General features: G+C 59.2%; 24 protein-coding genes and 1 tRNA gene. 13 read left to right on the top strand and 12 right to left on the bottom strand.

Annotated elements, in window-relative coordinates; all coding sequences use genetic code 11:
- Positions 1-7: 7 nt before the first annotated feature.
- Entirely contained in the window at positions 8-559 is a 552-nt protein-coding gene (locus tag SJY10_RS01955; protein WP_386679331.1) for an ActR/PrrA/RegA family redox response regulator transcription factor, read from the top strand.
- A gap of 1 nt (position 560) precedes the next feature.
- On the opposite strand, the gene SJY10_RS01950 is transcribed toward SJY10_RS01955, so the two are convergent.
- Positions 561-1,151 carry a hypothetical protein gene (locus tag SJY10_RS01950; protein ID WP_386679330.1) on the bottom strand — a complete coding sequence of 197 codons (591 nt, stop codon included), beginning with the start codon at positions 1,149-1,151 and terminating at the stop codon, positions 561-563.
- An 81-nt stretch (positions 1,152-1,232) separates the two neighbouring features.
- Between SJY10_RS01950 and ahcY the strand changes: the two genes are divergently transcribed.
- Positions 1,233-2,621 carry an adenosylhomocysteinase gene (gene ahcY, locus SJY10_RS01945; RefSeq protein ID WP_386679329.1) on the top strand — a complete coding sequence of 463 codons (1,389 nt, stop codon included), beginning with the start codon at positions 1,233-1,235 and terminating at the stop codon, positions 2,619-2,621.
- 128 nt (positions 2,622-2,749) lie between these two features.
- Positions 2,750-3,091 (top strand): DUF2853 family protein, encoded by a 342-nt coding sequence (locus tag SJY10_RS01940; RefSeq protein ID WP_386679328.1) that lies wholly within the window; start codon positions 2,750-2,752, stop codon positions 3,089-3,091.
- A 47-nt stretch (positions 3,092-3,138) separates the two neighbouring features.
- Here the strand turns inward: SJY10_RS01940 and SJY10_RS01935 are convergent, their stop codons facing one another.
- From SJY10_RS01935 to tsaD, 3 genes are read right to left on the bottom strand one after another with little or no spacing between them, the layout of a single operon-like run.
- The gene (locus tag SJY10_RS01935) at positions 3,139-3,552 is read right to left on the bottom strand and encodes an EVE domain-containing protein (RefSeq protein ID WP_386679327.1); all 414 of its coding nucleotides are present in this window, start codon (positions 3,550-3,552) and stop codon (positions 3,139-3,141) included.
- A 1-nt stretch (position 3,553) separates the two neighbouring features.
- Positions 3,554-4,504 carry an NAD(P)H-dependent glycerol-3-phosphate dehydrogenase gene (locus SJY10_RS01930; protein ID WP_386679326.1) on the bottom strand — a complete coding sequence of 317 codons (951 nt, stop codon included), beginning with the start codon at positions 4,502-4,504 and terminating at the stop codon, positions 3,554-3,556.
- On the bottom strand, positions 4,501-5,589 hold the full coding sequence (gene tsaD / locus SJY10_RS01925) for a tRNA (adenosine(37)-N6)-threonylcarbamoyltransferase complex transferase subunit TsaD (protein WP_386679325.1): 1,089 nt from the start codon (positions 5,587-5,589) through the stop codon (positions 4,501-4,503). Before tsaD ends, SJY10_RS01930 begins: the two co-directional genes overlap by 4 nt.
- A 69-nt stretch (positions 5,590-5,658) precedes the next feature.
- Between tsaD and SJY10_RS01920 the strand changes: the two genes are divergently transcribed.
- The 5 genes from SJY10_RS01920 (at position 5,659) to SJY10_RS01900 (ending at position 10,037) form a co-directional block, all read left to right on the top strand.
- Positions 5,659-6,357: a uroporphyrinogen-III synthase gene (locus SJY10_RS01920; RefSeq protein WP_386679324.1), complete on the top strand. Its 699-nt coding sequence runs from the start codon at positions 5,659-5,661 to the stop codon at positions 6,355-6,357.
- An 82-nt stretch (positions 6,358-6,439) separates the two neighbouring features.
- Positions 6,440-7,675: a hypothetical protein gene (locus SJY10_RS01915; protein ID WP_386679323.1), complete on the top strand. Its 1,236-nt coding sequence runs from the start codon at positions 6,440-6,442 to the stop codon at positions 7,673-7,675.
- Between the two features lie 11 nt (positions 7,676-7,686).
- The gene (locus SJY10_RS01910) at positions 7,687-9,141 is read left to right on the top strand and encodes a heme biosynthesis protein HemY (protein ID WP_386679322.1); all 1,455 of its coding nucleotides are present in this window, start codon (positions 7,687-7,689) and stop codon (positions 9,139-9,141) included.
- Positions 9,142-9,184: 43 nt separating this feature from the next.
- A tRNA-Thr gene (locus SJY10_RS01905) sits at positions 9,185-9,260 on the top strand.
- A gap of 126 nt (positions 9,261-9,386) precedes the next feature.
- Complete coding sequence (locus SJY10_RS01900) at positions 9,387-10,037, top strand: hypothetical protein (RefSeq protein WP_386679321.1); 651 nt, start codon at positions 9,387-9,389, stop codon at positions 10,035-10,037.
- A gap of 2 nt (positions 10,038-10,039) precedes the next feature.
- Here SJY10_RS01900 and SJY10_RS01895 read toward each other — a convergent pair whose 3' ends face one another.
- The 6 genes from SJY10_RS01895 to pyk form a co-directional block, all read right to left on the bottom strand.
- Positions 10,040-10,486 (bottom strand): ASCH domain-containing protein, encoded by a 447-nt coding sequence (locus tag SJY10_RS01895; protein WP_386679320.1) that lies wholly within the window; start codon positions 10,484-10,486, stop codon positions 10,040-10,042.
- Positions 10,483-11,556 carry a phenylalanine--tRNA ligase subunit alpha gene (gene pheS / locus SJY10_RS01890; protein WP_386679319.1) on the bottom strand — a complete coding sequence of 358 codons (1,074 nt, stop codon included), beginning with the start codon at positions 11,554-11,556 and terminating at the stop codon, positions 10,483-10,485. Before pheS ends, SJY10_RS01895 begins: the two co-directional genes overlap by 4 nt.
- Before the next feature lie 134 nt (positions 11,557-11,690).
- Entirely contained in the window at positions 11,691-12,053 is a 363-nt protein-coding gene (gene rplT, locus SJY10_RS01885; RefSeq protein ID WP_386679318.1) for a 50S ribosomal protein L20, read from the bottom strand.
- A gap of 12 nt (positions 12,054-12,065) precedes the next feature.
- On the bottom strand, positions 12,066-12,266 hold the full coding sequence (rpmI, locus tag SJY10_RS01880) for a 50S ribosomal protein L35 (protein ID WP_090188508.1): 201 nt from the start codon (positions 12,264-12,266) through the stop codon (positions 12,066-12,068).
- Between the two features lie 108 nt (positions 12,267-12,374).
- A complete protein-coding gene (locus SJY10_RS01875) occupies positions 12,375-12,599 on the bottom strand; it encodes a hypothetical protein (protein WP_386679317.1) in 225 nt (74 codons plus the stop codon).
- Positions 12,600-12,633: 34 nt separating this feature from the next.
- Positions 12,634-14,079 carry a pyruvate kinase gene (pyk, locus tag SJY10_RS01870; protein WP_386679316.1) on the bottom strand — a complete coding sequence of 482 codons (1,446 nt, stop codon included), beginning with the start codon at positions 14,077-14,079 and terminating at the stop codon, positions 12,634-12,636.
- A gap of 128 nt (positions 14,080-14,207) precedes the next feature.
- Here pyk and SJY10_RS01865 point away from each other — a divergent pair, with 128 nt between their 5' ends.
- Entirely contained in the window at positions 14,208-14,945 is a 738-nt protein-coding gene (locus SJY10_RS01865) for an N-formylglutamate amidohydrolase (RefSeq protein WP_386679315.1), read from the top strand.
- Between the two features lie 12 nt (positions 14,946-14,957).
- On the top strand, positions 14,958-15,248 hold the full coding sequence (locus tag SJY10_RS01860) for a DUF1244 domain-containing protein (protein WP_386679314.1): 291 nt from the start codon (positions 14,958-14,960) through the stop codon (positions 15,246-15,248).
- A 35-nt stretch (positions 15,249-15,283) separates the two neighbouring features.
- Here SJY10_RS01860 and SJY10_RS01855 read toward each other — a convergent pair whose 3' ends face one another.
- Both SJY10_RS01855 and SJY10_RS01850 read right to left on the bottom strand, forming a co-directional pair.
- On the bottom strand, positions 15,284-15,415 hold the full coding sequence (locus tag SJY10_RS01855) for a hypothetical protein (protein ID WP_386679313.1): 132 nt from the start codon (positions 15,413-15,415) through the stop codon (positions 15,284-15,286).
- A gap of 132 nt (positions 15,416-15,547) precedes the next feature.
- Positions 15,548-15,817: a ricin-type beta-trefoil lectin domain protein gene (locus SJY10_RS01850; protein ID WP_386679312.1), complete on the bottom strand. Its 270-nt coding sequence runs from the start codon at positions 15,815-15,817 to the stop codon at positions 15,548-15,550.
- 92 nt (positions 15,818-15,909) lie between these two features.
- Between SJY10_RS01850 and SJY10_RS01845 the strand changes: the two genes are divergently transcribed.
- The 3 genes from SJY10_RS01845 to SJY10_RS01835 all read left to right on the top strand — a co-directional run bounded on the left by SJY10_RS01845 (position 15,910) and on the right by SJY10_RS01835 (position 25,278).
- Positions 15,910-17,085, top strand: a complete 1,176-nt coding sequence (locus tag SJY10_RS01845; RefSeq protein WP_386679311.1) for a DUF3500 domain-containing protein — start codon at positions 15,910-15,912, stop codon at positions 17,083-17,085.
- Positions 17,082-17,657: a hypothetical protein gene (locus SJY10_RS01840; RefSeq protein ID WP_386679310.1), complete on the top strand. Its 576-nt coding sequence runs from the start codon at positions 17,082-17,084 to the stop codon at positions 17,655-17,657. Before SJY10_RS01845 ends, SJY10_RS01840 begins: the two co-directional genes overlap by 4 nt.
- 856 nt (positions 17,658-18,513) lie before the next feature.
- Positions 18,514-25,278, top strand: coding sequence for an OmpA family protein (locus tag SJY10_RS01835; RefSeq protein ID WP_386679309.1), 6,765 nt, complete (start codon positions 18,514-18,516; stop codon positions 25,276-25,278).
- Positions 25,279-25,392: the final 114 nt, after the last annotated feature.

The following is a 25,392-nucleotide window of genomic DNA, read 5'->3' as shown; positions in this document are numbered from 1 at the left end:
CGCGGCAATGAACCAAGAGCCTCTCGATTTGGGACCGGACAAGACGCTTTTGCTGGTCGATGATGACGAAGCTTTCGTCAAGCGTCTGGCGAAAGCGATGGAAAAGCGGGGCTTTGTCGTCGAAACCGCCGAGTCGGTTACGGCGGGCAAAGCCATCGTCACGGCCCGTCCGCCCGCCTATGCCGTTGTCGATCTGCGCTTGGAAGATGGAAGCGGCCTTGATGTTGTCGAACAGTTGCGCGAACGCCGCCCCGATGCGCGTATTGTTGTGCTGACGGGATACGGCGCAATCGCAACGGCTGTGGCAGCTGTGAAGATTGGTGCGACGGACTATCTGGCGAAGCCCGCTGACGCGACCGACGTGACCAACGCTTTGCTGGCCCGCAAGGACGAACTGCCGCCGCCGCCCGATAATCCGATGAGCGCGGACCGCGTCCGGTGGGAGCATATCCAGCGCGTATACGAGCTGTGCGACCGCAACGTCAGTGAAACCGCGCGGCGCCTCAGCATGCACCGCCGGACGCTGCAGCGCATTTTGGCGAAACGCAGCCCGCGCTGATTTACATCTGCGCCAGCAGCGCCGCGACGCGGGCGGTATAATCCTGCCGCACCGCAACGGGCGGGCGCAGCGCAATACTTAGCGTTTCCACCAAAGCAGCAGGCTGTTTGCCAAACAGCTTGTCTGCTTCTGTGCTCGAAAACCCTGCGATCTGGATGGCTTCCAGCCAAGCTGACACATTGTCCGCGGTCTTAATTTGCTTTTTTACCCGCACGGGTAGCACCGCGGGCAGACCAAAGCGAAGGTGGATCGCTGCCGTCAGCCGCGCATCAAGCTCTCCATACCCCGGGCCTACGGCTGCCTTGACCGGTGAGATCATATCGCCAATCACATATTCGGGCGCGTCATGCAGCAGGGCTGCCAGCCGCCACTTGGCTGGCGCGGCGGGCTGCTGGACGCTGAAAATCTGCTCGACCAGCAGCGAATGCTCGGCCACCGAATAGGCATAATCGCCTAGCGTTTGCCCATTCCAGCGGGCGACGAAGGCAAGACCGTGGGCGATGTCTTCGACCTCGATATCCATGGGGGTTGGGTCAAGCAGATCAAGCCTGCGACCCGATAGCATGCGTTGCCACGCGCGGGGTTGTTTCATGGTGGTCCTCGTGTCGCGTTGCCCAGATTTGGCCGGTGTGTTATCGCCTTGCGCAAAGCTGATGCGCAAGGAACATGCAACATGACTCAGGACTACATCGTCAAGGATATCGCCCTTGCCGCCTACGGCCGTAAAGAACTGGATATTGCCGAAACCGAAATGCCGGGCCTGATGGCCTGCCGCGACGAATACGGCACGACGAAGCCTTTGGCCGGTGCGCGTATTGTCGGATCGCTGCACATGACGATCCAGACCGCCGTGCTGATCGAGACGCTTGTGGCGCTGGGCGCTGACGTACGCTGGGCATCGTGCAACATCTTTTCGACCCAGGATCATGCGGCTGCCGCGATTGCCGCTGGCGGCACACCGGTTTTCGCAATCAAGGGCCAGACCCTTGAAGAGCATTGGGACTACCTTGACCGGTCCTTCCAATTCCCCGAAGGCGCGAACATGATCCTTGACGATGGCGGGGATGCGACGCTGTACATCCTGCTGGGTGCCCGCGCCGAAGCTGGCGAAGACATCATTCCCGTCCCCCAGTCCGAGGAAGAAGAAGCAATCAAGGCGCAGATCGCAAAGCGTATGGCGCAATCCCCGGGTTGGTTCACCAAGACCCGCGACGCGATCAAGGGTGTGTCGGAGGAAACGACAACTGGCGTTCACCGCCTGTACGACCTGCACAAGAAAGGTCAATTGCCGTTCCCGGCGATCAACGTGAACGATTCTGTCACCAAGTCGAAGTTCGACAACAAGTACGGCTGCAAGGAATCGCTGGTCGACGGCATCCGCCGCGCCACCGACACCATGATGGCCGGTAAGGTTGCCGTCGTTTGCGGCTATGGCGATGTGGGCAAAGGTTCTGCCGCGTCGCTGGCCGGCGCCGGTGCCCGCGTAAAGGTCACCGAAGTCGATCCGATCTGCGCCCTGCAGGCCGCGATGGACGGCTTTGAAGTTGTCCTGTTGGAAGATGTCGTCGCCACCGCCGATATCTTTATCACCACGACAGGCAATCGCGACATCATCCGGATCGAGCATATGCGCGAGATGAAGGACATGGCCATCGTCGGCAACATCGGCCATTTCGACAACGAAATTCAGGTCGCCGCGCTAAAGAACCACAAATGGACCAATATCAAGGAACAGGTCGACATGATCGAGATGCCGTCCGGCTCTCGTCTGATCCTGCTGTCCGAAGGCCGCTTGCTGAACCTTGGCAATGCGACGGGCCACCCTTCGTTTGTCATGTCGGCATCCTTTACCAATCAGGTGTTGGCGCAGATCGAACTTTGGACAAAGGGCGATGAATACCAGCCCGGTGTCTATATCCTGCCTAAAGTGCTGGATGAAAAGGTCGCGCGCCTGCACTTGGCCCGTATCGGCGTTAAGCTGACAGAGCTGAAAAAGGAACAGGCGGACTATATCGGCGTCACCGTCGAAGGCCCGTTTAAGCCCGAACATTACCGATACTGACCATCTCTGGCCGCGCAAGGGTGTTGCGCGGCCAGAATTTCCCCTCGTTTTTTCTTGTTTGGCGCAGCAACGTCGTTTTAGGCTACGCCAAGGCCGATAAACGGCCGTTCTGAAAACAGGGGAACGACATGGGTAAACGTGACGATCTGATCGCGAAATACGCAGAAGACATCAAAGAAAAATGCGGCATGACGCCGGATATGGACCTGCTGAAAAAGGTGACGATCGGCTGCGGTCCATCGATCTACAGCGACGACGCCAGCACGGTTGCGGGCAGCGATACCGAAGAACTTCAGCGCGTCGTTGACGGTTTTCTGCGCAAAAAACTTGGCTTGCCCGACGGTCCCGAACTGATGGGCGGCGTGCAAAAAGCGATCGAAACCTATGGCCGGTCGAACCGCAACAAATACCGCGCCGTTATGTATTACCTGCTGACAAAGCACTTCGGCAAAGAAGCCGTATACGGCTGACCTTTGCCATGCCGGATGCCCGCCAACAGGATTGGCGGGCTGTCCACTTAGGACTGCTTCAAGCCCATCGCGCAGATCATGTCCCATTCGGGCTGCGTCACTGGCTGCACAGACAGGCGTGAATTTCTGACCAGAACCATATCCGCCAACCGCGGATCGGTTTTAATGGAATCCAATGTAACGGGCCGTTCAAAACGCTGCGCTGCCCGAACGTCGACGCAGGACCATTTGTCATCGGCTGCGGTGGGATCTGGATAGGCGGCCGTGACGATTTCCATGATCCCCACCACCGCCAGTCCGGTGCGGGAATGATAGAAAAACGCCTGATCGCCGACCGCCATATCGCGCATAAAGTTACGAGCCTGATAGTTGCGTACACCATCCCACGGGCTGACGCCCTTCGCGACCAAATCATTCCAGCCAAACTCATCCGGTTCAGATTTCATCAACCAGAATGCCATGTCATTCCTCTTTTAATGGTCTGCTAAGCAAGCCTTGCAATGCGGTATTGACGCTGATTTCACCGCGTGTCAGCGCAGCAACTGCCAGGCAAACTGGCAGGTCGATACCGCGCTCTTGCGCCAGCCGGTTGATAGCCCACGACGTGGCTGCCCCCTCGACGGTCATAGCCGGATCAATGGAAGTGCCTGCTCCTATGGCCAGGCCAAAGCGATAGTTGCGCGAAAGGGGCGATGTGCAGGTCAATGCCAGATCGCCAAACCCGGACAGTCCAACCAGCGTCTGCGGTTCTGCGCCAAGGACCTGCGCCAGGCGCTGCATCTCGGCGAAGCCGCGAGTCATGAGTGCCGCGCGGGCGCTGTCGCCGAGTTTTGCACCGATCGCCACGCCGCAGGCAATCGCGATCACGTTCTTCAGCGCACCGCCCAGTTCCGCACCGATGGTATCCGTTGTCCGGTAAAGGCGCAGCGTATTTGTCGACAATTGCTGCTGCAAATACGTCCCGGTGGTCTCATCATCGCAGGCAAGCGTCAGTGCCGTCGGGAGCCCGCGCGCAATATCAGCGGCAAAAGATGGCCCCGTCAGGATCGCAGGCGTGGCGTTAGGCAACATTTGCCTGATTGTCGCGGCGGGCCCTGTCAGGGTTTCTAGGTCAATGCCCTTACAACACGCAACCAACGGCTTGCCGTCCAGTTGCGTAGCATTCGCGGTCAGAACGCTTCGCAGGCTTTGCACGGGAGTAGCAAGCAAAACAGTCCCTGATGCGGCGATATCAGCCATATTCTGGGTGACGATAATTCTGTCCGGCAGGCATACATCTGGCAGCCTTGGATTGCGCCGTGTTTGCGTCATGTCCCCGATGTCACGCGCCCACAGCGTAACGCTGCGCCCGTCGCGTGCCAGCGCAATTGCAAGCGCCGTCCCGAAAGCACCCGCGCCAACAACACCAATCATGCCTTCGCCCCTTTTTTGCCGGACCCCAGCATCCCAGGTGCCTTGGTATCCAGCGGCCAGCGCGGGCGCGCTGACAGGCCCAGGTCGTCGTAATCGCCGCGGGCCAGGCGATGCAGGCCGGCGAAAGCGATCATGGCAGCGTTATCGGTGCAAAGCGCCAGTGGCGGTGCGACAAAGCGAACTCCGGCTGTTGCGCATAAGTCCGTCAAGGCATTTCGGATGGGCATGTTCGCCGCGACACCGCCCGCGACGGCCAAAACAGGGTCTGCCGGGGCAAGCGCAAGGTAAATGTCCAAGGCGCGCGCGGTTTTAGCGGCCAGTACGTCGGTCATAGCTGCCTGAAACCCGGCGGCCAGATCAGCCTGATCGCCAGCCTTCAGGGTTTGGTTCGGGCCCATGACGCTGTCGCGAGCGCGCAGCAAGGCGGTTTTCAGTCCTGAAAAGCTCATATCGCAATCAGCGCGATCCAGCAGAGGGCGGGGCAGTTTGAACCGCTTTTCATCCCCGCTTGCGGCCGCCAACTCGACCGCAGGACCACCCGGTTGCGGCAGGCCAAGCAGGCGCGCGGTTTTGTCAAACGCCTCTCCCGGGGCGTCGTCGATTGTGCCGCCAATACGTTCAAAGCGATCATCGCTATGGGCGATCAGGAATTGGCAGTGACCGCCAGAAACAAGAAGCATAAGGTATGGAAACGCGACATCGTCAGTTAACCGCGGCGTCAAGGCATGGCCGGCCAAATGGTTTACGCCAATCAGCGGCAGCCCGGTTGCAGCTGCCAGTCCCTTGGCGCACATGACACCCGACAACACGCCGCCGATCAGTCCGGGACCCGCAGTCACGGCAATCGCATCGCAGTCCTGCAATCGGATATTCGCCTGCAACAGAGCCTGTTCAACGCAGTGATCCACCTTTTCCGCATGAGCACGCGCGGCAATTTCTGGCACGACCCCGCCAAACGCCGCGTGCAGTGTCGTCTGGCCGAAGACCACTGACGACAAAATAACTGTTCCTTCATCATTTTGCCGCACGACGGCGGCGGCGGTGTCATCGCAACTGCTTTCGATACCAAGGATCGTGCGTGTCATGGGCAAGGCCTGTTGTATTGGGACCCCTTGCACGTAACATTGGCCGGGCAATCAGACAACAAGGCCGCGATGCAACCGATATTGATCATAACGCGCCCTGACCCGGCCGGCGTTCTGTTTGCGCAGGACGTGACGCGCCGCATAGGCAAGGCCGTGTCAATTCTGAACGCCCCTGCCATCCGAATAGAGCCGTTGCCCTTTCAGGCACCCGATGCGGCGCATGTGATCTTTACGTCATCCCGTGCCGTTGCACAGGCACCGCACGGCAGCGGCAAGACAGCGTGGTGTGTTGGCGGTGCGACAGCAGCGGCGGCAACGGCCAACGGGTATGACGTGCGCAGCGCTGACGGGGATGCGGACGCGCTTGTTGCCATGATCATTAATGAACGGCCCGGCGGCCGCATGGTCCATCTGGCAGGACGTCACCGGCGTGGCGCTATCGCTGCCCGTTTGACCGCTGCCGGACTGATCTGCACTACAGTCGAGGTTTATGACCAGGTTGCGCTGCCGATGCCGCAAGCACTGATCGATGCCGTAGCCGGGACAAAGCCAATCGTTGTGCCCGTTTTTTCCGCACGCTCGGGACAGGGTTTGTGCACCCTGTCATTTGCAGCACCGCTGCATGTGGTCGCAATCAGCGCGGCTGTGGCGGATCTGTTCCGCCATATTCCACAGGCTCGCATCTTGACCGTCGGGCATCCTGACGCAAATCATATGACAGACATGACAGTTGCCGTTTTGCGCAGTCTGGACCCGCGGGCGGAGTAGCCCTTGAGCGTAGAAGCCGCGCGGGCTAACGTCTTGGGATGATAGCCGGGACAAGACCGGCAAGGACAGGAAGGTGAATTCCGTGGCGACAAAACCGGCAAATGGGCGCAGTCCGAAATCAAAGGCGAAGCCGGACATTGTGACCGACGCTGAAATCGTCGCGCCGTCGCAGGCAAATGATACACCAGTGCAGGTCGATATGGCGATGCCGCCACCGTCGATTACATCGGCTGCAGGCAAACCGGCCGCCCCAGTCGCCACGCCGACGCCAAAGCCCGATCCTGTTGCGCGGCAGCCCAAGCCCGAGGCGCCGGCTGCGCCAACCAAATCCGAACCGGCTGCGCCGTCGCCGGCACGGCAGCCTGAAAAACGCCAAAGCGTCTTTTTTCCCATGTTGCTGGGCGGTCTACTCGCGGGTGGCATCGGGTATGGCTTGGCCTATATGCAGTTTGGTCAGACCGCACCTGTCGATATCGACGCCCTTCAGGCGCGCATGAATGCGCTGCAAACCGAAGTTGACGCAATCGCTATTCCGGATGTTACTGGCCTTACGCAGGACGTGACAGCACTTGATCAAGGCGTAGCTGATTTAAGCGAAAGTGTTGATGAACGCTTTGCTGCGGTCAACGACAGTATTGCACAGGCAGGCCAACAAGCCCCGGTGTTAGGCGAACAGGTCCAACAACAGGCTGTCGCCCAGCTTAGCGACCAGATTGCCGAACAACAGGCCGCCCTGGAACAACAGCGCGCGGATTTACAGGCACAGCTTGACGCCACCCGCGCAGAGGCAGAGCAAATCCAACAAACCGCTGTGGTTGCCGCGCGTGATCAAACAGCCCGTGCTGCCCTGTCTCGCGTCCAAGGCGCGCTGGAAAGCGGTGCGCCCATGCGCGAACCTTTGGACGACCTAGCCGATACGATTAGTGATCCGCTGCCGGAAGCGTTGACCGCTGTGGCGGATGGGGTCCCTACACTTGCAGCGCTGCGCGATACTTTCCCCGATGCGTCCCGCGCCGCTCTTGCCGCCGCCCGTTCGGCTGGCGAGGCGGGCGATGACACCGGCGGCTTTGGAACTTTCCTGCGCAGCCAGCTGAATGTCCGTTCCGTTGAGGTGCGCGAAGGTACAAGCACCGACGCCACCCTGTCGCGCGCCGAAGATGCACTGCGCAACGGTCGCCTGAATGATGCGCTGGCGGAAATTGCCACGCTGCCTACCTCTGCGCGCGACGCGATGTCTGATTGGACAACGCAGGCCGAAGCGCGCGCCGCCGCTGTTGATGCTGCCGACCAGCTCGACGCTTCCCTGACCGCTAACTAAAGGCCGCAGACATGATCACAACCCTTTTCAAGATCCTGATTTTTGTGGCCATCGTCACCGGCCTGACATGGGGCGCCGTACAACTGATGGACGTGCGGGGCGGGGCCAATATCTCGGTCGCTGGCTATGAAGTCACGCTGAATGCCTTGCAGCTGGTTTTTGCCTTTGCCGCGCTGGTCGTAGCGGTCTGGCTAACCTTGAAGCTGCTAAAGCTGCTTGTCGCTATTTTCCACTTCCTTAATGGCGACGAAACCGCGATTTCCCGTCATTTCGACCGCAATCGTGAACGTAAAGGTTACGAGGCGCTGTCCGAAGGCCTGTTCGCCCTTGCCAGCGGCGAAGGGCATCTGGCGATGGCCAAGGCGAAACGCGCCGACAAATATCTGGATCGTCCGGATCTGACGACGCTTTTGACTGCACAAGCTGCGGAAATGACCGGCGATACCCGCACGGCAGAAACAAGCTATCGCAAACTGCTGGAAAACGACGACACCCGCTTTGTCGGTGTACGCGGTCTGATGCATCAGAAGCTGGCGATTGGCGATAGCGATACCGCGCTGGGCCTTGCCCGCAAGGCATTCGAAATCAACCCAAAGCACGAAGAGGTGCAGAATACCCTGCTCAAACTGCAGGCTGAAAAATCTGACTGGTCCGGTGCCCGCGAAACGCTGGGCGCAAAACTGAAGTCAGGGAACCTGCCGCGCGATGTGCATAAACGTCGCGATGCGGTGCTTGCCTTGTCAGAGGCGAAGGACATTCTGGACGAAGGTCAGTCGATAGAGGCGCGCGAAGCCGCCATTCAGGCCAACAAGTTGTCCCCCGATCTGATTCCCGCCACTGTCATGGCGGCCCGGGCGATGATCGCGAACAACAACCCCAAGGGTGCTAGCCGCATTCTGGCGAAAACCTGGGGCGTGAACCCGCACCCCGATATTGCTGCCACCTTTGCCGAAATCGCCCCGGACGAAGCCCCAGAGGCGCGCCTGAAGCGGTTCCGCACTTTGACCAAGCAGAATTCAACCCACCCTGAAACGCAGATGCTGCTGGCTGAACTGAACATTGCTGCAGAACATTTCCCCGACGCGAAGCGCGCACTTGGCCAACTGACCACAGACGATCCCACGGCACGCAGCCTGACGCTGATGGCCGCGATTGAACGCGGTGAAGGCGCAGACGATGCCGTTGTTCGTGGCTGGCTGACCCGTGCCCTGACGGCCCCACGTGGCCCGCAATGGATCTGCGATAACTGTCAGCATATCCACGCTACATGGACCCCCGTTTGCACCAACTGCGCAGCTTTCGACACGCTTGAATGGAAACGCCCGCCCGCTGGTGAAGTCGCAATGCCCGCCGGAACGGAAATGTTGCCGCTTATGGTTGGTCGTTCGCCTGCGGTCGTGAATGTTGACGACGAAGACGTCATTGATAGCGTTGTAGCAACTGATCCGTCCGTGGACGAAAAATAGGTCTTTTCCAGTCCATCGCGGGATGCTAATGCAGCCCGCGTAGGCCGCACTAGCTCAGTCGGTAGAGCACATCATTCGTAATGATGGGGTCGGGGGTTCGAATCCCTCGTGCGGCACCACAATCCCTACATCGCTGATGCTACAGCCGATTGGCTGGAAAGTTCTGATAACGGTAGTCGGTTATCGCATACGCGCGACCCTTGTCGTATGTCATGGTAACTTTTGCGTTGAATCGGATAACCGCCATGACCCGCCTGCCTGTGATCGCTGCCCTGACAACTTTGTTGGCGGGACCAGTCGTTGCCCAGACTCAAAGCTTCGCTCTAATGCTTGGAAATCGCCAGCTGGGTACGCTCAGCTTTGACGGCAACGGCAGCAACGCCCGCCTTTTGTCACGCCTTGATAACACGCCGCTTGGCGTTGCTGATGGCACATTCGAAGCCACCTCTCGTGCGTCGGGTGGCACTGTCACATACCTTGGCCAAAATCGCGGCAGCAAAACGCGCGACATCTCGATCACGCGGGAAAACGGTAAGGTTACTGCGGTTTCGGTCACGCCCGCTGATGACATGACCGACCTTTCAGATATCGAAAAAGTGGCAGCCGGTACGCTAAACACCGCCGAGGTTTTTGGCGTTCTTGCTAATGGCACAACCTGTCCGAACCCAGTTGCGATGTACGACGGTCGCCGGGTTGTGCAACTTGCGACGACGGCGATGGACACAACCGGCGATACAGTGACCTGCCAATTGTACTACCGCGTCACGGCCGGCAAAGGGCACCTGTCGCCCTTTAACTTTAAATCGCTGGCAATGACTGCGACCTATACCGCCAGCGCGCTGTCACAGGTGACAGTCAGTGCCGGCGGCTTCAATGTTCAAATGGTGCGGCAGTAGCCTTACAGGCTGCGGCCTTCCAGATCCTCGACCATTTCAAAGAATTCAAATATCAGCGGCATGTCGTGCGACCAGCCGCCATTGCGTTTGAAGTACGCCTCTTTTGAGGTCATCCAGCCCTGCAGAGTGTAGCTGCTGCTTTCGGCCTGAGCCATGTCTTCTGTGACGTCGCAAAAGCGAACGTGTTCGACCCGGGTTGTGCGTACGACGATCGCAGGCGATCCGCCCCAGTTCGCCGCGATATCGCACCTACCAACGACTGGCATGGCTTCCGGGTCATCCTTGAAATCGCGAAACGGGGCGCAGTTGGCGGATTTTTCACCCAGACGCACCAGCGTAATCTGCTGTTGGCATTCCGTCTTGTTGTTCCCAAATTTAAAGGTGCCCGCCCCAGGATAAATATCATTCAAATCGACAATGGCGTCATAGTCGTCGTCTTTGTCGGTCATCGTGACAGTCCCCCGCGCAGTGTCGGAACGTCCAGCGCCGCAAAGCCGTAATGACGCAGCCAGCGCAGGTCGGAATCAAAGAAGGCCCGCAAGTCGGGAATGCCGTATTTCAGCATCGCGATCCGGTCGATGCCCATGCCAAAAGCAAAACCTTGCCATTGCGCCGGATCGACGTTGGCCGCCTGCAGCACCTTGGGGTGGACCATACCAGAGCCCAGAATTTCAAGCCAGTCATCACCCTCACCGACCTTCAGGGTGCCGCCTTCCCATGAGCAGCGGATATCCACCTCTGCAGATGGCTCTGTGAAAGGAAAGTGGGACGCGCGGAAGCGAATGTCGACGTTATCAACTTCGAAATAGGATTTTACGAATTCTTCCAGCACCCATTTCAGGTTCGCCATGCTGATATTCTTGTCGATGGCGAGGCCTTCGATCTGATGAAACATCGGCGTATGCGTCTGGTCATAGTCGGCCCTGTACACGCGGCCAGGACAAATGATGCGGATGGGGGCACCGGACGCCTCCATGCTGCGGATCTGCACGGGGCTGGTATGGGTGCGCAACACAGCGGGGGGGCGGTCGTCGCCTTCTGCCCGCTTCATATAGAAGGTGTCCATTTCGGCCCGCGCCGGATGGTGGCCGGGAATGTTCAGCGCGTCGAAGTTGTACCAATCGGATTCGATCTGCGGACCTTCGGCGACGGCAAAACCCATGTCGGCAAAAATGGCCGTCACCTCTTCTGTCACCTGACTGATCGGGTGGATCGTACCGGCCGGGCGGCCCCGCGATGGCAGCGTCACGTCCAGCCATTCGCTGCGCAGACGCGCATCTAGCGCGGCATCGCCCAGTGCAGTCTTTTTCGCCAAAAGGGCAGAGTTAATCTCGTCTTTCAGCGCGTTCAGCGCGGGACCGGCTGTCTGGCGCTGTTCTGGCGTCATCTTGCCAAGTTCACGCATCTGCAGGGAAATCTCGCCCTTTTTTCCTAAGGCCTGCACGCGCAGATCCTCTAGCGCGGATTCATCCGCGGCAGCGGCCACAAGGGTCAGATATTTCTGTTTCAGATCGTCCATGACATGCGCTCCGGGCCTGCGGCAGTAAGTTGGGTTGTGATTAGTCGTTCCACCGTCGCCCTGCAAGTAGAGGGGGCGGAAACGCAAAAGGCCGCCCCAAAGGACGGCCTTCGCAGCAATGTGTCACTGATGGCTTAAGCAGCCAAAGCAGCCTTTGCCTTGTTCACGATTGCTTCGAACGCGGCAGGCTCGTGCACGGCCAGATCGGCCAGAACCTTACGGTCGACTTCGATGCCAGCCAGGGACAGGCCGTTGATGAAACGCGAATATGTCATCGCTTCGTCAACCGAACGTACACCTGCGTTGATCCGCTGGATCCAAAGGCTGCGGAAATTCCGCTTGCGATTGTGCCGGTCGCGGGTTGCATACTGGTTTGCCTTGTCGACGGCCTGCTTCGCGACCTTGAAGGTCTTGGAGCGACGGTCGAAATAACCTTTTGCAGCGTCGAGAACTTTCTTGTGACGACGGTGCGTGACGGTACCACCTTTAACGCGCATATCAAATTCTCCTTAACGTGCGTAGGGCATCATGCTCTTGATGATTTTCGCATCAGGAGCTGACAAAAGGGTCGTGCCGCGTGCGTCACGAATGAATTTGGTTGTGCGCTTGATCATGCCATGGCGCTTGCCGGCCTGACCTGCTTTGACTTTGCCACTGGCAGTCATGCTGAACCGCTTTTTGCAGCTCGATTTTGTCTTCATCTTCGGCATTTCCGTCTCCTCTGGGGTAGCGGTGAACGTGCAACTCGGCATGCCAACTTGGCCGGACGCGCGGGTTGAGCGGGCCTTGTAGGCCCGCTTTTAAGTCTTGGCAAGTCGTTAGCGTGTAACGTCAGCAAATACGCGAACAAGCACATCCGGGAATTTGGCATAGGTATATGCGCCCGGCCGTTCGCGAATGCTATATGCGATCATGGCAGAACCGATCAGAATGATCAGCATGGGTGCGCGTGGCACCCTGCTGTCCATAAAGGCACTGACGATGGCCGGAATCGCGAGCACGATGATGAAAAATCCGACGACGTAAATCAGGTCGGTATCCATATGCGTGCCCTAAGTCGTTAACAATTCGTGAATGTTATTCCGACTCTGACTGATAAATCAACCGTTCCGCGCATGGTGCAACCCGAAGGATATTGGTCGAACCGGGTGTGTTGAACGGCACACCGGCGGTGATGACGATCATATCGTCCTCTTTCGCCATATCTTCGGCTTTTGCTGCGCGGACAGCAGCGATCACGGCATCCTTGAACCGGTCAACCGGACCGGACAGCACGCAATTGGTGCCCCATGTCAGGCACAACCGACGGGCGGTGCGGATTTCGTTGGTCAGCGCCAGAATCGGCACGCGTGGGCGTTCGCGTGCGACCAGAAGCGCGGTTACACCGCTTTGAGAATAGCAGCAGATCGCAGCGATATGCGCAGCTTCTGCGATTTCGCGCGCGGCGGCGACGATACCGTCAGCGACTGTGTTGCGCTGTGCTTTACGGCTGCTCTCGATGATTTCGGTATAGGTCGGATCGGCCTCGACCTCTTGCGCGACGTTGTCCATCGTCTGGACTGCTTCGATCGGGAACGATCCGGCAGCGGATTCGGCGGACAGCATGATCGCGTCGGCACCTTCGTAGATCGCAGTCGCCACGTCAGAGACTTCGGCCCGGGTCGGCATTGGCGAATCGATCATCGATTCCAGCATCTGCGTGGCAACGATTACCGGCTTTGCCGCTGCACGACATTTGCGCACCAGCTGCTTCTGGATCGGCGGCACGTTTTGAACGGGCAGTTCAACGCCCAGATCGCCGCGGGCAACCATGATGCCGTCGCTGACGGCCAGAATTTCGTCAAATACCTTTACGGCGTTTGGCTTTTCGATCTTGGACAGGATGGCTGCGCGGCCTTTGCACAGCGCGCGCGCCTCTTCCACGTCGGCGGGGCGCTGGACAAAGGACAGTGCCAGCCAGTCAACACCCAGTTCGCACACGAATTCCAGATCCTTGCGGTCTTTGTCCGACAGGGCGGCGAGCGGCAGGATTACGTCAGGGACGTTGACGCCCTTGCGGTTGGAAATCATGCCGCCGACGATCACTTCGCAATCTGCGAAATCCGCGCCACATTCCTTAACACGCAATTTGATCTTGCCGTCATTCACCAGTAGGTGCGCACCCGGCTCCAGCGCGTCAAAAATCTCTTTGTGGGGCAGCTTGACGCGGGTCACATCGCCTTCGTCATCTTTCAGGTCCAGACGGAAGGACGCGCCGACTTCCAGCATTTCCTCGCCGTTCTTGAATACACCGACGCGCAGCTTTGGGCCCTGAAGGTCGGCAAGAATGGAAATCGGGCTGCCAAGGTCCTCTTCAACCTGACGGATCATGGCGTGGCGCACGCGAATTTCTTCGTGGCTGCCGTGCGACATATTCAGGCGAAAGACATCGGCCCCTGCCTCGTGCAGCTTGCGGATCATCTCATAGGTGTTGGATGCCGGGCCGAGGGTGGCAACGATCTTGACGTGACGATTGCGTTTCATCGAAGGTGGGTCCCTTTTACGGTGGGCTGCACGGTGTTAGCGGTAACGCCGTTTTCGCCGCCCTTATTGCTTAATTCCATTCCTGCCACAACTATCCTAAAGGCAGTGAACAAAGAATGACAGGTGACATGGTTAAATCTGCCTATGAAATAAGCGGCGCTGATCGGCCCGGTCGGTGGCTTGTGACCGTGGACCACGCCAGCAACGCGGTGCCTGATTGGGTTTGCGGTGGTGATCTGGGCTTGCCCGCCGCCGATATGGATCGCCATATCGCATATGACATCGGCGCCTTGGGCCTGGCGCAGGGGCTTGGTGCCGCGCTTGATTCACCTGTCATCGCGTCGTGCTTTTCCCGTTTGGTAATCGACCCGAACAGGGGCGAGCTTGATCCGACGCTGCTGATGAAGCTTTACGACGGCACTGTCATCCCCGCGAATGCGCGTACGGATGACGCGGACAAGGAAACCCGCCTTGACCGGCTGTATCGACCTTATCATGCGGCGATCGCTGACACGGCGGCACAGCTCACCGCCCCTGTCATCTGTGCCATCCATAGCTTTGCGCCACAGTTGAAAGCGCGCCCGCCGCGTCCTTGGGAAATCGGGGTGCTTTATGCGGCTGATGCGCGTCTGGCGCATCCGTTCATTGCCGCCTGCCGGGCGCAGGGGTGGACGACGGGCGATAACCAACCATATGTCGGGCATCTGCCGGGTGACAGTATTGACCGCCACGCATTAAGACACGGCCGCCCCAATCTGCTGATTGAAGTGCGGCACGATCTGATTGACACACCGCAGGGTCAGGCCGCGTGGGCCGCACGCCTTGCCCCGGTCCTGCAACAGATTCTGGCCGACACCGGCCTTTGAAGGAGACGTACGATGGATGATCAAACCAAACTGGAACTGGAAGCCGCCGCCTTCCGCCGTTTGCAACAGCACCTGATGCAAGACCGCACTGACGTGCAGAACATCGACATGATGAATCTGGCTGGATTTTGCCGCAACTGCCTGTCGCGCTGGTACCAAGAGGCGGCGAACGAACGCGGGATCGACATGACCAAAGCCGAAGGTCGAGAGGCGTTTTACGGGATGCCCTTCGAAGAATGGCAAGCCAAGCATCAGACCGAAGCCTCGCCAGAGGCGCAGGCCGCGTTCAAAGAATCCCACTAAACGAAAAGGCCGCCCGGTTTAGGGCGGCCTTTGCATCATTTATCCTCGGACTTCTTTTCGTCCTTGAGGGGGATGTGATCCGCACCCTCTGGCCGGTTCTTCTGACGCTCAGTTGCGTCGACTGCTTTACCGTTGCCGGTCATGTTGTCGTTTGTCTCGCCGCTCATGATTTATTCTCCTTCATGTTGGGAAAGAAACACGCAGCCGCGCCGGGAAGTTCCATTTGAACCGGTAATTGTTGGATGAATGCTTTGAAACCATTCACCCTGTCGCACAAATCTTGCTTGCCGGCGCGCGCGTTACTCGCTTCGGGTGGCCCAGGTTTGATAGGCGGCCACATCGGCGGCGCAAACTTGCAATGTCAGCGTCTTGATCTGATTGGCATCGCTGCGCCCGGACCGCGTTTCCTGCCCGACAGTCAGGCACATATCCGGTGCAAAGGTCGGGCTGATCGTGCCTTCGCCTGTAAAGGTAAAGTCTTGTAGATCGTTACCGTCGCATTGCGCCATCGCAACTTCCGATCCCGCATCCCGGCCCGCCATTTCGGCGCACACATCTAATCCAGACATGCCAAAAGTTATAACGCGCCATCCCGCACTGGTTTTAACGTCGTAAAACGGCTTTCATCGCACCAACCGAAACGACCATAAAGGTGAATTCTATGAAGCAGGGCACCCAGTCCGTAGCTCGGATATTGGCGCTTTTTGCCGCCAGCTTTATCGGAACGGCGCAAATTGCCGCCGCACAACCCACCGATGGCAAAGGGCCGCCGCCGCCATCGGGTGATGATAACAACACAAATGAACGCCTTGGCGATACCAGCATCCTGATGGGGGCAGTCCAGATCCCCGCAGAGGTTGAAAGCTGCGCTGATACGGACGGCCACGCCCGCCTTGTCTGCTTGGCAGACCTGCTTAAATCAGATGTGTCTGACGAGGTGCTGGACAACCTGCAACTCGATTACTCTGTCGCCGAGGCCAAAAACTGGAGCAATTTGCCAGCAGGTGCCTTTCCTGCCCGGCCCGGCGTTTTCCTCGGCGAATTCAGCGTAAAACAGCGCGGGATTGCCAAGGCGATCCTGATGGAAGCGGCCAGCCTGACCGACAACGAAGGCTATGACGAGATGGAGCAGACGCTGAACGCTGACGATTATATCGGCTCGATCAGCACAGACTACGGTGTTGGCTATGCGTCTTATAATTCCAAGTTCGCGTTTCTTGGCACGCCTGCAGAAACGGGCACTTGGCAGCTGTACTATGGCGGACATCATCTAGCGCTGACGAATACCTATACCGATGGTTTGCTGGCCGGGGCCACGCCGTCGTTTCGCGGGGTAGAACCTTTCCCGAGGTTCGAGATGAACGGCCGCGAAAACATGCCCCTGATGCAGGAACGCGAAGCATTCGCCGCCTTGCTGCGTTCCTTGTCCGATGAGCAGGCAACTGCTGCGACATTGGAAGGCACTTACCGTGATATTCTGGCCGGTCCACAAGCCGGCGATGCCATTCAGCAAGCTCAAGAGGGTCTTTCGGTCAGTGAGCTGAGTGCGGATCAGCAAGCATTGCTTCTGGCGGCGGTGCAAACCTATGTCGGCGATATCAACGACGCGGATGCCGCGATCTATATGGCAAAATACATGGATGAATTGCCGGACACCGTTTTAGGTTTTTCCGGCACGACAGAGGTCAAGGATGAAGACGATTATGTCCGTATTCACGGTCCGTCCTTGTGGATCGAATTTTCCATCCAGTCCAATAAATCGACAGGCGAATCTGGTAATCACCCGCATTCGGTCTGGCGCGACCTTGACGATGATTACGGTGGCAATACGGAATGATCCCCGCATCGCTTCGTCGGACAGGGCAAGCCATCGCGCTTGCCCTGTCGCTTCTTTCATTTTCCGGTGGGCTGGTATCAGCCCACGGCTTACCGGGCACTGTCCTCATATTGTCTGCGGATGACGATCAATTGAAAGTTGCAGTGCAAGTTCCGGTTGATGAATTGATCATTGCAGCCCCCGCGTTAGTACGCTTTGAAAAGCTGCCTGCCGATCGTGACCTTCCAGCGGATCAACTGGCATTGCTCGACGAATACTTTGCACTGCATTTCAAGCTGGCCGCCAATCGGGCCGACCTTCCACTGACGCTTTTGCAGGCAAGTCTGCAGAATAATCAAAGCGTCGATCACGGTGCCTATTCCATGTTGATTGCGAATTTTGCGGCACCGCATCAAGGCAGCGACAACATCTTCCCCTTGCAGTTGACTTATGACGCCGTCATGCACGAAATACGCAGTCACAGTGCGACAGTCTATTGGCAAGCGGCAGATGCCGACCCTATCGGAATTGCCGAATTTTATTATCAAGAAATTGACGGAAATCTGGCAAAGCAACGTCTTACGCTACCCTGACGTTTGAACGCTATACTTAATGTCGCTACGCCATTGCGGCCTTAGGGCATTTGCATTCGCTATGCGCGTCCGTGCCTGCGATGGCAAAATGGCAAGGCTGCGCGCGTTGACCAGGTTCCGACGCGCACGGCGCAAATCGCGTCTGGTTTGGAATATCGATCAGCCATATCGCATCCAGTCATGTTCATGTGCTTTACGAATTAGCGGCAACATGTCCAACCGCCCAGTCATCTGTTGACCTGATGAAGCTTGCACATGCAGGCAGCGCAAATACCCGCGGCAATGCCGAACTTCGGGCATCCGATGTGTGCACGAATAACACAGTTCCGAAAATATTCTGAAGTTGCAGTGAGTGTCTCTTAAGCACAATTTTCATTCGCTTTAAGGTTAATAGCAAGATTATGCGCAGATGCGTCTACCGAACTTGTATATTTCCCGGAGAATACCCTTGGTCACCAGTCAGCTAGAACGGCAAACTACAACAGTCGACCTGTCAAAAAGTGACCCGTGTGGTGCCCTTAAGCGACTAACCGGTCTTCGCCGTTATTTCGGCCAGGTTGCCTTGTTATTCGTCGGAATCTTATTCGGCGTATTCGTCGCTTCCGCGACACAGGCCCAGACGTTCACGGTTGGTGACTACGACGTATATATTAATGACCAAGCGTCCTTCGCCGCGTTCGGCAATCAGTCTATTTTTTCCGATCCAGTCAATCCCGGTGGTACAGTTTACGGCAACGGAGTGACGGTTTCTTCAACTTATGCACTAAGCCTATCGCCAGCGCCGTCGGTATTCGCAGCAAGCGGGGCAGCAACAGCGGTCACCCCGGCGACAGGGGACACTGATGGATCGGTTCTTTTGACCGACTCCACGCCAGTTCAGGCGTTAGGGTTTAATATCGTCGACATATTTGATCACGGACAAGCAGGATCGTTCCAAGACTACATCGCCGTTTCTGTGAACGGCACGACGCTGTTCACTCTGTCCGACGGCCTGGCGATCGCGTCTGGTCAGACCGGTCCTGTCACACTCTCCGCCCCGGGCGCGGACGGTGGGGCGTTTGGCACAACTATTTTGCAAGGGCAGCAGGTCGCGACTTTCATCGGTGTTGTTCACAACGCTGGCGGGACAGTGAACAATTTCCAAATTTCTTATGATTACAATGGCCCTCGAATCAATCCGGTGACTGGACTGCCTTTTAACGGCGGCGCTGATGCGCACGGCGTTGACGAAATGGTCGAAGTAACGCCGAGGCCAATTGTTCCGTCCAACGATGCACCTGCGTCGATCAACGGTGCGACGGGCGGCAACACCAACATTGGTGTGCTGAACGGCGACACGCTGAACGGTGATCCTGCCACGCTGACGACGGTGGAGATCACCGATCCGGTTGCGGCTGACTATACGGATGCGGTGACCGGCGATCCGGTGACGGGTCTGACGCTGAATCCGGCCACGGGCCTTGTGGCTGTGGCGGCGGGCACGCCTGCGGGCACCTATGAGGTGGCCTATGAGATCTGCGAAGTGCTGAACGCAGGCAACTGCGCCAGCGCGGTGATGACGGTCGTGGTGGATGCCGCGCCGATCACTGCAGCCAACGATGCACCTGCGTCGATCAACGGTGCGACGGGCGGCAACACCGATATCGGTGTGCTGAACGGCGATACGCTGAACGGTGATCCTGCCACGCTGACGACGGTGGAGATCACCGATCCGGTTGCGGCTGACTATACGGATGCGGTGACCGGCGATCCGGTGACGGGTCTGACGCTGAATCCGGCCACGGGCCTTGTAGCTGTGGCGGCGGGCACGCCCGCGGGCACCTACGCGGTGGCCTATGAGATCTGCGAAGTGCTGAACGCAGGCAACTGCGCCAGCGCGGTGATGACGGTCGTGGTGGATGCCGCGCCGATCACTGCAGCCAACGATGCACCTGCGTCGATCAACGGTGCGACGGGCGGCAACACCGATATCGGTGTGCTGAACGGCGATACGCTGAACGGTGATCCTGCCACGCTGACGACGGTGGAGATCACCGATCCGGTTGCGGCTGACTATACGGATGCGGTGACCGGCGATCCGGTGACGGGTCTGACGCTGGATCCGGCCACGGGCCTTGTGGCTGTGGCGGCGGGCACGCCTGCGGGCACCTACGAGGTGGCCTATGAGATCTGCGAAGTGCTGAACGCAGGCAACTGCGCCAGCGCGGTGATGACGGTCGTGGTGGATGCCGCGCCGATCACTGCAGCCAACGATGCACCTGCGTCGATCAACGGTGCGACGGGCGGCAACACCGATATCGGTGTGCTGAACGGCGATACGCTGAACGGTGATCCTGCCACGCTGACGACGGTGGAGATCACCGATCCGGTTGCGGCTGACTATACGGATGCGGTGACCGGCGATCCGGTGACGGGTCTGACGCTGAATCCGGCCACGGGCCTTGTAGCTGTGGCGGCGGGCACGCCCGCGGGCACCTACGAGGTGGCCTATGAGATCTGCGAAGTGCTGAACGCAGGCAACTGCGCCAGCGCGGTGATGACGGTCGTGGTGGATGCCGCGCCGATCACTGCAGCCAACGATGCACCCGCGTCGATCAACGGTGCGACGGGCGGCAACACCAACATTGGTGTGCTGAACGGCGACACGCTGAACGGTGATCCTGCCACGCTGACGACGGTGGAGATCACCGATCCGGTTGCGGCTGACTATACGGATGCGGTGACCGGCGATCCGGTGACGGGTCTGACGCTGGATCCGGCCACGGGCCTTGTGGCTGTGGCGGCGGGCACGCCTGCGGGCACCTACGCGGTGGCCTATGAGATCTGCGAAGTGCTGAACGCAGGCAACTGCGCCAGCGCGGTGATGACGGTCGTGGTGGATGCCGCGCCGATCACTGCAGCCAACGATGCACCTGCGTCGATCAACGGTGCGACGGGCGGCAACACCAATATTGGTGTGCTGAACGGCGATACGCTGAACGGTGATCCTGCCACGCTGACGACGGTGGAGATCACCGATCCGGTTGCGGCTGACTATACGGATGCGGTGACCGGCGATCCGGTGACGGGTCTGACGCTGGATCCGGCCACGGGCCTTGTGGCTGTGGCGGCGGGCACGCCTGCGGGCACCTACGAGGTGGCCTATGAGATCTGCGAAGCGCTGAACGCAGGCAACTGCGCCAGCGCGGTGATGACGGTCGTGGTGGATGCCGCGCCGATCACTGCAGCCAACGATGCACCCGCGTCGATCAACGGTGCGACGGGCGGCAACACCAACATTGGTGTGCTGAACGGCGACACGCTGAACGGTGATCCTGCCACGTTGACGACGGTGGAGATCACCGATCCGGTTGCGGCTGACTATACGGATGCGGTGACCGGCGATCCGGTGACGGGTCTGACGCTGGATCCGGCCACGGGCCTTGTGGCTGTGGCGGCGGGCACGCCTGCGGGCACCTACGAGGTGGCCTATGAGATCTGCGAAGTGCTGAACGCAGGCAACTGCGCCAGCGCGGTGATGACGGTCGTGGTGGATGCCGCGCCGATCACTGCAGCCAACGATGCACCCGCGTCGATCAACGGTGCGACGGGCGGCAACACCAACATTGGTGTGCTGAACGGCGACACGCTGAACGGTGATCCTGCCACGCTGACGACGGTGGAGATCACCGATCCGGTTGCGGCTGACTATACGGATGCGGTGACCGGCGATCCGGTGACGGGTCTGACGCTGGATCCGGCCACGGGCCTTGTGGCTGTGGCGGCGGGCACGCCTGCGGGCACCTACGAGGTGGCCTATGAGATCTGCGAAGTGCTGAACGCAGGCAACTGCGCCAGCGCGGTGATGACGGTCGTGGTGGATGCCGCGCCGATCACTGCAGCCAACGATGCACCTGCGTCGATCAACGGTGCGACGGGCGGCAACACCGATATCGGTGTGCTGAACGGCGATACGCTGAACGGTGATCCTGCCACGCTGACGACGGTGGAGATCACCGATCCGGTTGCGGCTGACTATACGGATGCGGTGACCGGCGATCCGGTGACGGGTCTGACGCTGGATCCGGCCACGGGCCTTGTGGCTGTGGCGGCGGGCACGCCTGCGGGCACCTACGCGGTGGCCTATGAGATCTGCGAAGTGCTGAACGCAGGCAACTGCGCCAGCGCGGTGATGACGGTCGTGGTGGATGCCGCGCCGATCACTGCAGCCAACGATGCACCTGCGTCGATCAACGGTGCGACGGGCGGCAACACCAATATTGGTGTGCTGAACGGCGATACGCTGAACGGTGATCCTGCCACGCTGACGACGGTGGAGATCACCGATCCGGTTGCGGCTGACTATACGGATGCGGTGACCGGCGATCCGGTGACGGGTCTGACGCTGGATCCGGCCACGGGCCTTGTGGCTGTGGCGGCGGGCACGCCTGCGGGCACCTACGAGGTGGCCTATGAGATCTGCGAAGCGCTGAACGCAGGCAACTGCGCCAGCGCGGTGATGACGGTCGTGGTGGATGCGCCGCCGATCACTGCAGCCAACGATGCACCCGCGTCGATCAACGGTGCGACGGGCGGCAACACCAACATTGGTGTGCTGAACGGCGACACGCTGAACGGTGATCCTGCCACGTTGACGACGGTGGAGATCACCGATCCGGTTGCGGCTGACTATACGGATGCGGTGACCGGCGATCCGGTGACGGGTCTGACGCTGGATCCGGCCACGGGCCTTGTGGCTGTGGCGGCGGGCACGCCTGCGGGCACCTACGAGGTGGCCTATGAGATCTGCGAAGTGCTGAACGCAGGCAACTGCGCCAGCGCGGTGATGACGGTCGTGGTGGATGCCGCGCCGATCACTGCAGCCAACGATGCACCCGCGTCGATCAACGGTGCGACGGGCGGCAACACCAACATTGGTGTGCTGAACGGCGACACGCTGAACGGTGATCCTGCCACGTTGACGACGGTGGAGATCACCGATCCGGTTGCGGCTGACTATACGGATGCGGTGACCGGCGATCCGGTGACGGGTCTGACGCTGGATCCGGCCACGGGCCTTGTGGCTGTGGCGGCGGGCACGCCTGCGGGCACCTACGCGGTGGCCTATGAGATCTGCGAAGTGCTGAACGCAGGCAACTGCGCCAGCGCGGTGATGACGGTCGTGGTGGATGCCGCGCCGATCACTGCAGCCAACGATGCACCTGCGTCGATCAACGGTGCGACGGGCGGCAACACCAATATTGGTGTGCTGAACGGCGATACGCTGAACGGTGATCCTGCCACGCTGACGACGGTGGAGATCACCGATCCGGTTGCGGCTGACTATACGGATGCGGTGACCGGCGATCCGGTGACGGGTCTGACGCTGGATCCGGCCACGGGCCTTGTGGCTGTGGCGGCGGGCACGCCTGCGGGCACCTACGAGGTGGCCTATGAGATCTGCGAAGCGCTGAACGCAGGCAACTGCGCCAGCGCGGTGATGACGGTCGTGGTGGATGCGCCGCCGCTTGCCACGGACGACACCGTGACACCGACCCGCCCAGGTCCGGTGACAATCGATGTGCTGGTAAATGATAACGGGACCAATTCGCTGGACCCGGCAACCGTTACACTGACGGGTACTGGTGCCCCCGAGGGTGCTACGCTGTCTGCAGACGGAAAGACGCTAACGGTACCGGGTGAAGGCGAGTGGACAGTCAACCGGAGCACGGGTGCAGTAACCTTTACGCCGGCAGCAGGCTTTTCCGGCGAACCCACGCCAGCGGGTTACGTAGTATCAGATGTGTTAGGGCGTACTTCGAACGAAGCTTTCCTGCGGGTAGCGATCATTCCGGCGCTGGAAATCGTCGCCAACGATGACGGGCCGATCATGCTGAATGGCATTGCCGGTGCGACATCGGATGTATCGCTTTTGGACAACGATACGTTGGACGGCCTGACCATCACTGATCCAACCCTTGTGGTGCTGACCGTTCTGGACAATCCGGAACCAGCCGACGGCGCGATTTCTGTTAATGCACAGGGGCAGATTGTTGTCGCAGCCGGCACGACACCAGGTACGTATACCGTTCGGTATCAGATCTGCGAAGTTGCCAATCCAACGAACTGTGCTGTTGCGGAGGCAAGTATCGCCGTTCTGGAAAGCGATAGCCTGATTGCTGAAATCGAAGACGATCTGACGACGATCCTGGAAGATGACCTTGCAGCCACGCTTACGATGCAAAGCCGTCAAATCAGTGGTTATTCTGCTGATGCGGTCGATCGTTTGCGCCAGCGTTCGCACGACAGCTGTCTTGCCGACGCGAACGAGCGGCTTTCGGTGGAAAACATCCTGTTCGACACGGATCGCGCAATCATCAAGCCTGCCAGTGCGCAGACCCTTGATGAAATTGCTGGCATCCTTGCGACCTGTCCGCAAAGCGCGTTCGAGATTGCCGGGCACACGGATTCTGATGCCTCCGATGCCTACAACCTTGACCTGAGCCAACGTCGTGTCGAGGCGGTCCTGCGTGCTCTTGCGGTCCGCGGCATTGCAACCGAAGGCTACAGTGCCCGTGGTTATGGTGAAAGCGAACCTATTGCGACCAACGCCACAGCTGAAGGCAAAGCCCAGAACCGGCGGGTCGAATTCCGCCCGCTGAGCCTGGAGCCGGACTATCATGGTCCATGTGACACCGGGTCCGAGCAGGCGCGCAATTTCGACCTGACTGCGAATGAAGACGGGGTTCAAGGTGACGGTTCGTTCCTGCGTGATCAGCACAACTGCTTCACTGACCGCCGGGAGGTTTTCGAAGGTACGCTCAGCTTTAGCGATTATGCTGACGGACTGTCGCAAACGGCGATCAACCTGTCCTATCGCCGGGAACAGTATCAAGGTGCCGATAGCGTCTTTGGGTACTTTGCCGGACTTTATGGGACACAAACCGAGGTATCGAGCCTGGCGGTTGGCGACATCCGCGGTGTGGGCATCAACGGCGGCATCTATGGCGCAAAGCGTCTGAAAGATGAGTTGTTCGTTGATTACTACCTCGCCGCCGCTACGGGTCGCCACAGCTTTGACCTTGATTTCGACCGCACAGCGGGAACGATCATCGCGACCGGCGACTATCGTTACCTTGCCGGCTTTACCGGTGCAGCCCTTTCGGGCGAGCTGGACTGGGGTGAAAACGTTGTGACGCCGCGGGTTGGCTTTGATTATGTCTACACCTCCGGCGCCGATGTGGACGTGGTCGCGGATCTGAACGGGCTATCGCAAGCGGGTAGCTTTGATCTGGATTCCCTGTCGGGTGGACGCATCTTTGCCGAGGTCCGGACAGATCGTCTGATCGACAATGGACAAAGCAACTTGTGGATCACGCCGCGTGTTGCCTGTTATCAGGCGCTGGGTGATCTGGATGGCACCTGCGGGATCGGCGGATCGATCGGTATCGAAAGCGCCGCAGAGACAGGTGATTTCACACCCGCGATCGAGCTCGACGGCGAATGGGTCGACGACTACTTCTTGGGAAGCCTGAGCATGAAAGCCAGCCGGGAACTTGGCATCGGTACGCTAAGCGGCGACTCGGGTGTCGATTCAGATGGTACAGTCACAATGGGCGCGAACTACGAAATCGGCTTCTGAACCGGCTTAAGGCCGCTAGAAATGAAAGGCGGGCTACGATGGTAGCCCGCCTTTTTCTATTCCGGTGCTGGTCAACTGCACGCCCGGCGCACCGATGGTTTGCTTTGCCCCCGG

The sequence above is a fragment of the Loktanella sp. R86503 genome, assembly GCF_042466455.1.
In the GTDB taxonomy this organism is placed as follows: Bacteria; Pseudomonadota; Alphaproteobacteria; order Rhodobacterales; family Rhodobacteraceae; genus Loktanella.
The sequence above is the reverse complement of the archived record's forward strand: the minus strand, read 5'-3'. Positions and strand labels throughout refer to the sequence as shown.